This is a genomic window from Chromobacterium sp. INPA-IVC (assembly GCF_059047085.1).
This window is the reverse complement of sequence record NZ_JBTNLS010000003.1, coordinates 315,822-327,515: the sequence shown is the minus strand read 5'-3', so window position 1 is coordinate 327,515 and position 11,694 is coordinate 315,822. Positions and strand designations below refer to the sequence as shown.

At 66.9% G+C, this 11,694-nt stretch carries 13 protein-coding genes; 5 read left to right on the top strand and 8 right to left on the bottom strand.

Annotated elements, in window-relative coordinates; genetic code table 11:
• Positions 1–144 precede the first annotated feature (144 nt).
• Entirely contained in the window at positions 145–1,002 is an 858-nt protein-coding gene (ppk2, locus tag ACX17K_RS06945) for a polyphosphate kinase 2 (protein ID WP_493774345.1), read from the bottom strand.
• Positions 1,003–1,195: 193 nt separating this feature from the next.
• Between ppk2 and ACX17K_RS06940 the strand changes: the two genes are divergently transcribed.
• Positions 1,196–1,330: a hypothetical protein gene (locus tag ACX17K_RS06940; RefSeq protein ID WP_493774248.1), complete on the top strand. Its 135-nt coding sequence runs from the start codon at positions 1,196–1,198 to the stop codon at positions 1,328–1,330.
• Positions 1,331–1,378: 48 nt separating this feature from the next.
• On the opposite strand, the gene ACX17K_RS06935 is transcribed toward ACX17K_RS06940, so the two are convergent.
• Entirely contained in the window at positions 1,379–2,131 is a 753-nt protein-coding gene (locus tag ACX17K_RS06935; protein ID WP_493774247.1) for a hypothetical protein, read from the bottom strand.
• A gap of 370 nt (positions 2,132–2,501) precedes the next feature.
• Complete coding sequence (locus ACX17K_RS06930) at positions 2,502–3,428, bottom strand: 2-hydroxyacid dehydrogenase (RefSeq protein ID WP_493774246.1); 927 nt, start codon at positions 3,426–3,428, stop codon at positions 2,502–2,504.
• A 179-nt stretch (positions 3,429–3,607) separates the two neighbouring features.
• On the opposite strand from ACX17K_RS06930, the gene ACX17K_RS06925 reads away from it, so the two are divergent.
• Both ACX17K_RS06925 and ACX17K_RS06920 read left to right on the top strand, forming a co-directional pair.
• Complete coding sequence (locus ACX17K_RS06925; RefSeq protein WP_493774245.1) at positions 3,608–4,834, top strand: hypothetical protein; 1,227 nt, start codon at positions 3,608–3,610, stop codon at positions 4,832–4,834.
• 46 nt (positions 4,835–4,880) lie between these two features.
• Entirely contained in the window at positions 4,881–5,678 is a 798-nt protein-coding gene (locus tag ACX17K_RS06920) for an EamA family transporter (RefSeq protein WP_493774244.1), read from the top strand.
• On the opposite strand, the gene ACX17K_RS06915 is transcribed toward ACX17K_RS06920, so the two are convergent.
• Positions 5,675–6,445 carry an HAD-IIB family hydrolase gene (locus tag ACX17K_RS06915; protein WP_493774243.1) on the bottom strand — a complete coding sequence of 257 codons (771 nt, stop codon included), beginning with the start codon at positions 6,443–6,445 and terminating at the stop codon, positions 5,675–5,677. The genes ACX17K_RS06920 and ACX17K_RS06915 overlap by 4 nt on opposite strands.
• 137 nt (positions 6,446–6,582) lie before the next feature.
• Here ACX17K_RS06915 and ACX17K_RS06910 point away from each other — a divergent pair, with 137 nt between their 5' ends.
• The gene (locus ACX17K_RS06910; RefSeq protein ID WP_493774242.1) at positions 6,583–8,187 is read left to right on the top strand and encodes a hypothetical protein; all 1,605 of its coding nucleotides are present in this window, start codon (positions 6,583–6,585) and stop codon (positions 8,185–8,187) included.
• A 13-nt stretch (positions 8,188–8,200) separates the two neighbouring features.
• Here ACX17K_RS06910 and ACX17K_RS06905 read toward each other — a convergent pair whose 3' ends face one another.
• The 3 genes from ACX17K_RS06905 to ACX17K_RS06895 are packed head-to-tail and all read right to left on the bottom strand — an operon-like array spanning position 8,201 to position 10,567.
• A complete protein-coding gene (locus ACX17K_RS06905; protein ID WP_493774241.1) occupies positions 8,201–8,677 on the bottom strand; it encodes a GNAT family N-acetyltransferase in 477 nt (158 codons plus the stop codon).
• Between the two features lie 32 nt (positions 8,678–8,709).
• On the bottom strand, positions 8,710–9,171 hold the full coding sequence (locus tag ACX17K_RS06900) for a hypothetical protein (protein WP_493774240.1): 462 nt from the start codon (positions 9,169–9,171) through the stop codon (positions 8,710–8,712).
• Between the two features lie 28 nt (positions 9,172–9,199).
• A complete protein-coding gene (locus tag ACX17K_RS06895) occupies positions 9,200–10,567 on the bottom strand; it encodes an HD-GYP domain-containing protein (protein ID WP_231151360.1) in 1,368 nt (455 codons plus the stop codon).
• Positions 10,568–10,758: 191 nt separating this feature from the next.
• Between ACX17K_RS06895 and ACX17K_RS06890 the strand changes: the two genes are divergently transcribed.
• The gene (locus ACX17K_RS06890; RefSeq protein ID WP_493774239.1) at positions 10,759–11,268 is read left to right on the top strand and encodes a GNAT family N-acetyltransferase; all 510 of its coding nucleotides are present in this window, start codon (positions 10,759–10,761) and stop codon (positions 11,266–11,268) included.
• A 10-nt stretch (positions 11,269–11,278) separates the two neighbouring features.
• Here ACX17K_RS06890 and ACX17K_RS06885 read toward each other — a convergent pair whose 3' ends face one another.
• A complete protein-coding gene (locus ACX17K_RS06885; protein ID WP_347369452.1) occupies positions 11,279–11,665 on the bottom strand; it encodes a hypothetical protein in 387 nt (128 codons plus the stop codon).
• Positions 11,666–11,694 lie beyond the last annotated feature (29 nt).

Sequence of the window (11,694 nt, the reverse complement as noted above, 5' to 3'; positions counted from 1 at the left end):
ATGCTGCCGCGAGCAAGGCGGAGCGCTAATTATGCATTTGATCTAAACGATCACAAGAGGAAAATGGCCTAGCTAGTTAGAAAGGACAGGTGCGGACGCTGACAGACCGGCGCGTCACATCCGTCTGTCAGCGCGATGGGCCGCTCAGAAACTCAGCGCGTCCTGTTCTTCCCGCCCCAGCATGGAGGACGGCTCGCCGACGATCAGCGGGTCGGACGCGTGGGCCACGCGCGGATCCTTGCCGGGGTAGTCCAGCCGCGACAGGAAGTGGCGGATGCAATTGAGGCGGGCGCGTTTTTTGTCGTCCGACTTCACCACGGTCCAGGGCGCGTCGCCGGTGTGGGTATGAAAGAACATCGCCTGTTTGGCCGAGGTGTAGTCATCCCATTTGTCCAGCGACTGTATGTCGATCGGCGACAGCTTCCAGTGCTTGAGCGGATCGTCGCGGCGGGAAATGAAGCGGCGCAGCTGCTCTTCGCGGCTGACCGAGAACCAGAACTTGAACAGGCGTATGCCGCTGTTGACCAGCATCCGCTCCAGTTGCGGCGTCTGGCGCATGAATTCCAGATAGTCGTGGGGCGAGCAGAAGCCCATCACCCGCTCGACGCCGGCGCGGTTGTACCAGGAGCGGTCGAAGAACACGATCTCCCCCGCGCTGGGCAGGTGGGCGATGTAGCGTTGGAAATACCATTGGCCGCGCTCCAGGTCGGACGGCTTTTCCAGCGCCACCACCCGCGCGCCGCGCGGGTTCAGGTGTTCCATGTAGCGCTTGATGGTGCCGCCCTTGCCGGCGGCGTCGCGGCCTTCAAACAGGATCACGATCTTCTGCCCGGTCTCCTTGACCCAGCTTTGCACTTTCAAGAGCTCGATCTGCAACTCCTGCTTCAGCCGCTCGTATTCGGCGCGGCGCATCCGGGTTTGGTAGGGGTAGTCGGCGGGCAGTCCGGCGCTGATGCTGTCCTCGTCGCTGCCATGGGGCGCCTGCGCCACCTGCAGCGCCATCGGCTGCCGGCTGGTCTGTTCGATGATCTGGACCGATTCATCGTGCACGCGCTGGACATTGCGCTGGCGCGCCGATTGGCGGCGTGGTTTGGCCGTGGCATCGGGTTCGGTCAGGTCGACGATGGGGTCGGTGTCTTGCGTCACGGCTGTTTTTCCCATGGTGTTTGCATGGTTTTATCGTACGCCGGCCGGCTTGACATGTCGATGGCGTGAGCCGGACAGCGGCAAGGCGCTGGTGCGCAGCCTGCGCGCGGTGGGCTATCTGCGGGAGGCGCCGTATATGGACGGCGAACCCGACATCTCCAGAATCTTCGATTTGATCAAGTGAGCTGGACCGCCCCCGGCGCAGCCTTGCGTCCGCGCCGGGGGAGGGAGGTCAGCGGGCGCGCTTCTGCTTGCGTATTTTCACCCAGCGCACCAGCGCGTGGCCGACGGCCAGCGGCGACAGCGGCACCAGCGCCAGCAGGCCGTCGCCCTGGCGATAGCCGGGGTTGACGCTGAGGAAGAAGCGGTCGGACGGTTTGGTGGAGTTTTGCCAGCGCTGGTGGTCGTCCTTGCCTTCGCGCGTCAGGATGCCCAGATTGGCGATGAAGGGACGGTCCGGCGATACCGGCGTGATGTTGAAGCTGGCGAACAATTCGCAGGCCTTGGCGGCCAGCGGGTGGCGGTTGTCCTGGCCGGGCGCGGGCCAGAAGCGATGGGAGAAGCGATGGAGCACCGCGTAGCTGGACGGGTGCAGCATCACGCCGAAGAAATACAGCGGGCGCAGCGGGTGTTGCAGCCAGTGGTACATCACTTGCCGCATCAGGAAGGTGATGTTGCTGTTCTTGCCGCGGAACTCCTTGTACAGCCCGGACTGGGCGCGCAGCACGCTGCAGGTGCGTCCGCCTATCTGGCGGCGGAAGCGGTGCATGGTGCAGTAGCCCACCAGCCGGCCGGTTTCGTCCCGGTGCAGGAGCAGGCTGCTGTGCTCGGAGGGCGGCGCCATCACCAGGTTGGCGAAGGTGGGAAGGTCGGTGCCGGCGAAGATGGCGTCATGGACCTGGAACAGTTCGCGCGCCAGCGTTTCCCTTTCATGGTCGGGCAGCCTGGCGGGTTCCACGCGGATTGACTGAGCGATGCGGGCCATTTCATACCCCTTTGTGCGTTGCAACAGAGAAATGGCGGCATGGTAGAAATCGGCGGGAAGCGGCGCTACTGTACTTTATTACTATGCATTTGACATTTTATTTTAATGATAAAAATGCCTATCAGTTTCAGTTTCTTATGAAACGACCGTATGAATCGAGGCAGGGTCAATTGCCTGTTTGGACAGGCGGCCATCCGCGGGGCGATTGCGCGCGCGGCATCCTGCGTCATCTGGCCGTCGAGTCCAAGAGCCGCTGGCGAAACCTCGTGGAACGCTTGAGGCAAGGCGCGATGCTGCCGACAGCGCAGGCGCGGCAAGCCGACGCAACGCAACGGTTTGGTTGGCGGCGTTGAATGAGCGGCGACAGGCTCTAATAGCCCTGGCTTCTCATGACCAGACCATCGGCCTCCTGGCCGGCGGCCAGCTTGCGCAAGTTAGCCGCGATCTGTTCCACCGCCTGCTGGCGCAGCGTGATCGCCGCGATGTGCGGCGTGATGGCGACCGAGGGGTGCTGCCACAAGGGATGCCCGTGCGGCAGTGGCTCCTGGGCGAACACGTCCAGCTGCGCGCAGCGGATGTGGCCGTTGTTGAGCAGGGCCAGCAGGGCATCCTGGTCCAGCAGGTCGCCCCGGCCGGCGTTGATCAGCATGGAGCCCGGCGGCATCAGCGACAGCCGCTCTCCGTTGAGCAGGCCCTGGGTCTGGGGCGTGGACGGCAGCACGCAGGCCAGCACGTCGCTGTTTTCCAGCAGCTTTTCCAGGCCGGCGTCGCCATGCAGGCTGCGCACGTGCGGGATGTGCTTGGGGCTGCGGCTCCAGCCGCTGACCTGATAACCATCCTTGCTCAGCGCCTTGGCCGCCGCCGAGCCGATCTCGCCCAGGCCCAGGATGCCGACGCGGATGTCGCCGGGCAGGCGCGGCGCCAGCATCCGCCATTGTCCCGCCGCCTGCTGTCGGCGGTAGATGTCCATATTGCGTTGATAACCCAGCACGCCGTAGCGGATGTATTCGGTCATCTGGGCCGCCATGCCGCTGTCCAGCAGGCGATAGAGCGGCAGATCGGCCGGCAGATCGGGACGGGACAGCAGCTTGTCCACGCCGGCGCCCAGCGCGAACACCGCCCGCAGCTTGGGCAGGCGGGCGATCAGCCCATCGGGCAGGCCCCAGGCGATCAGGTGGCGGACTTGGCCGAGATCGGCTTGGTCCAGGCTGGAGAAGCTTTCCTCCGGCATGGCCGCCTGGAACAGGTCGAGGTAGGCGGCGACTTCCTTGGGATTGGGCGTGTGTACGAGGATCATGGCGGCTGCGGCTTGTTGTCGGGATTATGCCTGCAGTATACATCGGCGTCCGACGCGCAAGACCGGCGGCGGGGGGCGCCTGCCGGTGTTGTCGCGGGGTAAGGACAAACCGCAATCCGTTGCCGGCCCCGGGCGGCCTCCCTATACCGGAAGCATCATCCGGCTATCGGGAAAACGCGATGGAAACTGGCGATATCGGCGGCTTGGCGGCGGCGAGTCTGGGGACGATGGCCGATGCGGCCCGCATCCGGCCCGGGGGTTGGCTATTGGCCAGCGATGTGGAGGGGCCGCTGTTTTTGGGGGATTTCATCGCCGAGGCGTTGTCCGCCTGCCTGGCGCCGGCGGCGGGCGGGATCGATGCCGCGCCGTCGTATGGCCAGATCCTGTACGCCGAGGGCTACGCGGCTTTCAGCGCCGATACCGAAGCCTCGCGGCGGCCGGAAGGCACCCGGCGCCGCGAGACGCGGCCTGAGGGCGGCTACACGCTGGCGCAGGAGGGCACCGACACCATCTTCGCCTTGCCCCTGCTGCTGGCCGCCGGGGCCGATTACGCTTGCCTGGAGCGATTGGCGCTGGGGTCGCGGGAGACGCCGGGCGCGGCCGAGATGGCGCGGCGGCTGGACGAGATGGGCTGGCAGCGGGCGGGCATCACCACGGCGCCGCAGCAGCCTTACCGGGCGGTGGCCGAGCGGTGCGGCTGGCTGTCGCCTGGCCGGTTGCTGGGCTCGCCGTTTCCTTTGCGGGAGGCCGAAGCGCTGCTGCGCCGGCTTGGCCGCTGGGATGTCGAGATCGCTTGGGTGAGGGCGTATCTGCGCGAGGCCTACGAGCTGATAGACCGAGAGTCCGAGGTGTGGATGGACGGCTCGACGCGGAGGCGGCATTTTTCGGATGCCGGCAGGAAACGGCTGCGGCAGCGGTTTCGCCGCCTGTACCGCGAAGAACTGGGCATTTCCTACACGCATGGCGAGAGGGCAGCCCGCTCCGGCTCCACCGCGCTGGGCCGGATCGTCGAGGCCTGCGCCATGGTGGGCGACCGCGCCAAGGCCGCGCTGGCGCTGACCCTGGCGCGCCGAGCGGGCGGTCCGGACCGCCTGGTGACGATGGGCGACGGCGCCAACGATGCGGCGATGTTGCGCCGCGCGCGCTGGTCGATAGGCGTCAACGGGCCGGACGCGGCGCGGGCGGCCCGCATTGGCCTGATCACCGACGACATGCGCCATGCGCTGGTGTTGCTCAGGCTGATCGGGGAGCAAGCGGGCGGCGTCGATGCCGTCGTCGGCCTGGCCAGGGAGGAGCTGGGCGGCGCTGCGCTGGTGCATCTGGGCGGCGAGGGCCTGACGCCGGAACTGGCGGAGCGGCATCGGCAGATGAAGCGGAGGCTGCGCGGTGAGTTCGTCACCTATTGAGGCGACAGGATGGCCCGACAGGGCGCGCGTATTGTCCGGCGCCGGATTGGCAGTCTTGTCCATGTGCTGCGTGCAGTTCGGCGCGGCATTGTCGCAATCCGCGACGCAGACGCTGGGCGCGTTGCACGCGACAGCCTGGCGCCTGGTGTTCGCCGCCGCGCTGCTGTCGCTGTGGCGGCGTCCAGCCCGGCCGCGGCTGCCTGGCGGTGCATGGCGGGTTCTGCTCGGACTGGGCCTGGCGATGGCCGGCATGCTGGGAAGCTTTTTCGCCGCCATTCTCACGCTGCCCCAAGGGCTGGCGGTGGCGGTCAACCTGCTGGGGCCGCTGCTGCTGGCATGGCGGATGGACAGGGGGCCCAGACGCGGTTGGTGGCCGTTGCTGGCGCTGGCCGGCATTCTGGCGCTGGCTCGGCATGGCGAGCGCTGGACGGCGGATCCGGCCGGCTTGGCTTGGGCGCTGCTGGGCGCGGCGTGCTGGGCGGCTTACATCGCGCTGCTCAGGCGGGCCGGCGATCTTTGCCGCGGCAACGACGGCGTGGCCCTGGCTTTGCCGGTGGCCGCCTCGCTCGCCTTGCCGGTTTGCCTAGCCGGCGGCTTGCCTGATGCCGGCGCATTGCTGCGATTGGCGGGATTGTCCCTGCTGATGCCGGTGCTGCCGTATCTATTGGAGCTGGCCGCGTTGCGCCGGATGAGCTCGGCCTCGTTCGGCGTGCTGATGAGCCTGGAGCCTGCCGTCGCGGTCTTGGCCGGGGCCGCGCTGCTGGGCCAGGCGCCCGGGCCGCTGCAACTGGCCGGGCTGGCCATGGTGACGGCGGCCAGCCTGGGCGCGCTGGCCGAATCCTAAGCGGCGGCGAAGCGCTCGCCCAGGCGGCGCATTGTCGCGATCAACTGCTCCTCGGTGTCATCGCCCCGCGCGATCCGTTCCGTCGCCAGCGTCCCGAGCTGCGCGTGCTCGCCGACCTGCACCGCGTGGCGGGCGACGGCGAACATCGGGATATCGTTGCTGTCGTTGCCGAAACACACCATTTCGTTCGCCGGGATGCCGTGGCGGGCCAGCGCGGCCGCCTTGTCCACGCCGGCGGCGGTGATGTCGACGATCTGCTGGTCAGAGTGGTGATGAATGCGGATGTCGGATCGCCGCGCCAGCGCCTGTTGCAATCCGTCGCTGTCCTCGCAGTCGGTGACCAGCAGCTTCGCGGCCCGGCGGACTGCGCCGCGTTCCACGTGGCGGGCCAGCCGTCCCGGATCGACCAGGCTCATGAAGGGATGGGCGGGGTCGCCGCTGTAGTGGTAATGCCAGTCCAGATCCGCCAGCCAGGATGCGGCATGGCGTTCGGTCAGTTCGAACAGCTGCTCCAGCGTGTCGTCCGGAAGCGGCAAGAGATCCGCCAGCGCGCGCCGGCGCCAGGTCATCGCGCCGTTGGAGCCGACGAAGAGGCCATCGTGGAAGCGCTCGTCCAGCAAGGGCAGCATGTCGCGGTAGGGGCGGGCGGAGGCGAAGCCTATCTGGTGGCCCCGGTGTTCCAGCTCGGCCAGCGCGTCCTGAATGGCCGGGCTGATGCTGAAACCGTTGAAGCAGAGGGTGCCGTCTATGTCGAAGATGAAGTGCATGGTTGCAGGCGATTTTGTGAATAGTGCGCACGGCGGCGCTGTTTGGTTTTCGGATTGCTGATTTTGTTTAAATTTTAACTAAATATTGCATGGAAATGGCCGATATGAAAAGTGATTAGATATTCAGGGGCAGAATCGTGATTGTGAATAATGGCTTGACCGTCTCCTTCCGGCCGCAAGCGGCCGCCGTTTTCACCAGCCGGGTCCAGGGCGTCGCGGACGAGGGCGGCGGCAAGCCTGAACCATTGCAGGATCTTAACGGCCGCGTCGTCGGTTCGCCGGAATCGCGCTATGGCTTGAGCACCCGGACGCTGCAACTGCTGAAGCAATACGACGTGCGCAACATGTCCGGCCGCGACTTGTACGCGCTGACGGAGATTCTGGCCGCGAATGACGAGATGGACGGCGAGACGGCGGCGGTGATTCGCGCCGACATCGAGAACAAAGGCTGGAAAGGCTCCGGTGCCGTCAACGCGCTGGATGTTTTCTCCAAGCGGCGCGATGACGAGGTGGCCGGCGTCAAGGCGGGAGAGGTGTCGCTGCGCTTCGCCAACTATGCGATCAAGGGATACGAGCGGACGCAGCAAACGCTGGAGAAGCTGGCGGCGCTGCACGACGCCCTGCAGAGCGAGGACGACGTGCAATCCGCCACCGCCGACGGAATGTCGCAGGCGAAGGATCTGCTGAGCCTTAACCGCTGGGCGCGATCGGCCGAGCAGGCCGAGGCCAAGGGGGAAGCGCCGGTTTTGGACCGGGAAACCGCGGAGTCGATAAGCCGGGCCATGGGGCGCGCGGGCATGGAGTTGCCGCCGGCATCTCCCGACTTGGAGGATGGCGCTTGGGCCCGGCAGGCGCTGCAGGCGTATCGGACATGGCAGTTCCGGCACCCGGGCGACAAGCTCGACATCGATCTGAAGCCGGCGGACGAGGCGGACAAGAAGGTTTTCAAAGAGCTGGCCAAGCCGTCGGCGGAGGCGGTGGGCGAGCAATTGCCGCAGCAAGCGCCTGCCGGCGCGGCGAAAAAAGCGGCCGAAGCGCTGGCGGGGCAGCAGGCGCAGGCGCAGTACGGCATCAGTCTGTCGATGCTGCAATTGATCAAGGGCGCCGATATCGCGAGCTTGTCGGTGGAGCAGGTCAAGCAATACAGCCAATTGCTGCGGACCGGCGGCGTGTTGTCCGAGGATGACGCGGAATCGCTGCTGCCGCTGACCCAGCGCGGGATGGTGGACCCGATGAGCTACTACAAGCGCGATCTGAACTGGCTGGCGGACATGAAGGCGAAGGGTCTGACCCCGCAATACGCGACCGCGGGAGGCATGGCCGACCTGGCCAATGTGGAGGGGCGGGTGCGGAACGACCAGCAAGGGCAGGGCGTGCTGGAGCGCTTGCAGGCGCTGCACCAGGCGCTGCAGGGCGACGACAGGGTAAAGGCGGCCGCGACCGACAGCCTGGGTCAGGCCGGCGACCAGGCCGCTTTCGAAAGATGGGCCCATGTCGAGCAGCAAGGCGCGCGCAACGCGGAGGCGGCGGAACCGGAGTTTCGCAGCCAGAAGGACGTGGACGGCATCTTCCGCATCTTGAATCGCCTGGGCGTGGAGCTGACGCCGATGCAGGGCGACAGCAGCGCCAGCCAGCGGCTGGGGCAGGCGTGGAAGGATTATCAGAACTGGCGGAGCAGCCACCCCGGCGAGGGACCTGCCGTTGGGCGGGCTCCCGCGCGCGGCATAGACGCGTACGCCTGATTTCTTGGCTAGGCTAGGCCGGCGGCAAGGTGGCCAGCAGCAATTGCGGCCTGACGCGCTGGGGCTGGCCGTCTATCGGCGCGGCGACATCGGCCAGCCGGCGAGCGCCGCGGGACAGGTAAAAACCCAGCGCGTTGGGATCGGCGTCTATGGCGACGTCCGTCTGGCCGGCGGCGCGGGCGATCTCCAGAGCGCGCGCCAGCAGCGCCTTGCCCAGGCCGCGGCCCATGCATTCCGGCAGCACCCACAGCGACTCCAGGCGCCATGGCTCGGCGCGCGGGTTCAGCTGGAAGAAGCCCACGACGCTGCCGCTCATTTCCGCGACGAAGGTGGGATGGCTCGCCAGGGCGCCGGCTGGCGTCGTCAAGTCGTCGCGCCAGGCTTCCAGCTGGCGCGCGGTGTAGGCCCAGTAGGCCTTGGACTTGAACGCCACCTGGTTCATCCGCGCCAGGTCGGCGGGAGCGGCTTTGCGTATCCGGTGGGTAGGCATGGCGTGATGGTCCGGCGGAGAAAAGCTTATTGTCAGCCGATTTTCATCGCGCGCGCCAGTTCGGCCAGGCAAGCCGCCTGCCATGCGAACTCAGGCTCGAACGACTCCGGCTCCATCGCCGCGCCGTAGCCGCCCTGGCCGTAGACGGCGGCGTAGGCCGCGTATTCGGCCGCTTGCCGCGCCTGGCCGGCCAGAGCCCGGGCGACCGCGTAGCTGGCCGAGACCGCCGCATGGCCGCAGCCGTCCAGCGAGCGGGAGCCGGGATGGGCGCCGGCCAGCGCCGCCGCGCGGGCGGCAAGCGCGTTCAGGGCGTCGCGGCTCATCTCTCCCCTCAGGTAGCTTTCCAGGCCGCCCAGGCAGGCGCGCACGTCTTCGTTTTCCAGCAGATGGGCGACGCGCCGCGCGCAGGCGAGGCCGAAGCGCAGGCGCAGGGTTTCCCGCTCCGGCGAATCCAGCTTGAGGTCGACGGCGAGGCGGTCTAGTTTGTCGCGCATCGGAAAGCCGGAAGGGTGGCCGGCGTGCTCAGGTCAGGCAGATGACATCGCTTTCCAGCGCGTCCTCTTCCCGCAGCACGGCTTCCAGCGCCTCGAAGCAGGCCGGGTCCAGCGCGCTGCCCAGGTTTTCGCGCATGATGGCCAGCGTTTCCGGCACTGGATTCTCCGGATGGTAGGGGCGGGCGGCATGGATGGCGTCGAAGATGTCGGCGGTGGTGATGACGCGGGTTTCCAGCGCGATCTCGCCGGCCGCGATGCCGCGCGGATAGCCTTTGCCGTCCAGCCGCTCATGGTGGGCGCCGGCGACCTTGGCCAGCTCGGCGAACGATTCGATGCGGCCGAGTATGGTCTCGGTGTGGCCTGCGTGCAGTTTCACCGCCTCCCACTCTTCCGGCGTCAGCTTGCCCGGCTTGTCCAGAATGGTGTTGCTGACGCCCAGCTTGCCCACATCGTGCAGCAAGGCGCCGCGCTTGAGCCAGCGCCGCCGCTGCGGATTCAGGCCCAGTTCCTCGCCGATGCGGTCGGCGTAGTGGCCGACGCGCTGGCTGTGGCCGGCGGTGAACGGGCTCTTGGAGTCCACCACCTGGCCGAAGCCCTCGGCGATTTCGTCCATGTAGTCGTCGTCCAGCGGCACCGAGCATTGGGCCGGCTCCAGCTCCAGCACCGCGCGTTCGATGTCGTCGGATTCCAGCCGCTGCCAGAACGCGGTGTCGCGGCCGGCGCCGCGGAAGGCGGCCACCAGCTCCGGATCGAACCAGCCGCCGCCGCGGCGCACCGCCTCGTCCAGCGCCGCGTGGCGGCCGTGGGTGACGTGGAACACGTCTATCACCTGGGCCAGCAGCGCGATGCGGGCGTTCAGCGGGATGGCGTCGCGCTGCAGGCCCAGCGGGCGGCCGGAGCCGTCCCAGTGCTCGTCCAGGTACTGGATGCCGTTGGCCACGTTTTCGTTGAAGCGCAGCTGGCGGGCGATGTCCGCGCCGCGGTGGCAGCGGGTGTTGATCAGCTCGTCCGCCATTTCCTTGCCGCGGCGCAGCACGTTGACGATGGAGGCGGCGCGCTCGCGCCAGCCGGCGGCGTGGGTGCCGGTGTTGCTGAACACGAAGCCCAGCATCTGCGGCAGGCTGACGCCCACCTGCTTGAAGTCCTGCTTGAAGCTGCGGTCGTCAGTCAGATAGAGCTCGCAGATGCGGGCGGCGTTGCTGCTGCAGCCCAGGTCTTTCAGCAGGATGGCGTAGTAGAGGTCCCACAACTCCTGCGGCGCCAGGCCCAGCGTGCGGCCGATATGCATGCCTATCCAGCAGCTGCGGACGCAATGTCCTTCGGGCTGGCCTTCGGTGATGTCCAGCGCGTAGCTGAGCGAGCTGATCAGTTGCGACAGCTTGAGGGTGGCGGCCATGGACGGTCCCCTTGTCGGAGGGCATTGTCTTGTTTATGCGCGGCGGGTCGGATTTTCGCAATGATGGTCTGCATCGGGATTGTCCCCGGCGCGCGGCGCTGGACAGCCTGGGCGAGCCATTCGAGAATGTTTTCGCCCTATCCCGCAGTGCGTTCCCCTGTCATGCCACCCGCTTCCAGGAGCTTGCGTCGATGAATGCCGCCTTCACCCTCCATCCGCTGACTGCCGACGATTTTGAAACCGTCGCCTTGCTGGGCGCCGCCATCTGGCGCAAGCACTTCATCGGCATGATCAGCCGAGAGCAGATCGACTACATGGTGTCCGGCCGCTACACGCCGGAAAAGCTCAGCCGCTATCTGGACGCGCCGGACCGCTGGTTCCGTCTGCTGCGGGTGGAGGGCCGGCCGGTAGGCTATTGCAGCTACGCGATGGCCGAGCCTCCCGCGGAGATGAAGCTGGAGCAGTTGTATCTATTGGAGGAGATGCGGGGAAGAGGGTTGGGCGGCAGGATGATGGACGAGGCGGAGGCCGCCGCCCGCGCGACGGGCTGCGCCACGCTGATGCTGACCGTCAACCGCCGCAACGCCGAGGCCATCGCCGTGTACGAAAAACGCGGCTTCCGCGTGCGGGGGGAGGTGGCGGCCGATATCGGCAACGGCTTTGTGATGGATGATTATGTGATGGCGAAAGCGCTGGGCTGAGCGCTTGTGCTCAGTCGCCGGAGTAGAGCTCGGATGGCCCCTGCTTGGCGCGGCCCCAGATTTCTTCATCGCTGAGTGCGGTTTCGATGAACTCTATCGGCACGCCGCCTTCCTCTATGATGGCGACGCGGTAGTCCGGCAGCGGTTCGTACGGTCCCAGCAATACCGTTTTGCCTTCGATGGCGCGGGCCAGATCGGGCACCTTGAAAGCCGGATGCGGCAGCGTCTGGATCAGCGGATGCAGCGGACAGCCGGGTTCGAAGCGGTGCCACTGGATGCGGAAATCCCCGCTATCGGCGTCGGCGGTGTACATCCGGTACTTGGCGCTGTAGCGCTCGTTGGGCTTGGGCTCGACGGTCGGGATGCCCATGTGGTGGAACTGGTAGTCTGAATTCATATGCGTCTTTCTTGCGTAGAGGCGACGGT

Coding starts and splice junctions, on each gene's coding strand:
- ACX17K_RS06925 (WP_493774245.1), top strand. CDS start 3,608: ATGGAAACTGGCGATATCGGCGGCTTGGCGGCGGCGAGTCTGGGGACG.
- ACX17K_RS06930 (WP_493774246.1), bottom strand. CDS start 3,428: ATGATCCTCGTACACACGCCCAATCCCAAGGAAGTCGCCGCCTACCTC.
- ACX17K_RS06890 (WP_493774239.1), top strand. CDS start 10,759: ATGAATGCCGCCTTCACCCTCCATCCGCTGACTGCCGACGATTTTGAA.
- ACX17K_RS06935 (WP_493774247.1), bottom strand. CDS start 2,131: ATGGCCCGCATCGCTCAGTCAATCCGCGTGGAACCCGCCAGGCTGCCC.
- ACX17K_RS06895 (WP_231151360.1), bottom strand. CDS start 10,567: ATGGCCGCCACCCTCAAGCTGTCGCAACTGATCAGCTCGCTCAGCTAC.
- ACX17K_RS06915 (WP_493774243.1), bottom strand. CDS start 6,445: ATGCACTTCATCTTCGACATAGACGGCACCCTCTGCTTCAACGGTTTC.
- ACX17K_RS06900 (WP_493774240.1), bottom strand. CDS start 9,171: ATGCGCGACAAACTAGACCGCCTCGCCGTCGACCTCAAGCTGGATTCG.
- ACX17K_RS06905 (WP_493774241.1), bottom strand. CDS start 8,677: ATGCCTACCCACCGGATACGCAAAGCCGCTCCCGCCGACCTGGCGCGG.
- ppk2 (WP_493774345.1), bottom strand. CDS start 1,002: ATGGCGCTGCAGGTGGCGCAGGCGCCCCATGGCAGCGACGAGGACAGC.
- ACX17K_RS06885 (WP_347369452.1), bottom strand. CDS start 11,665: ATGAATTCAGACTACCAGTTCCACCACATGGGCATCCCGACCGTCGAG.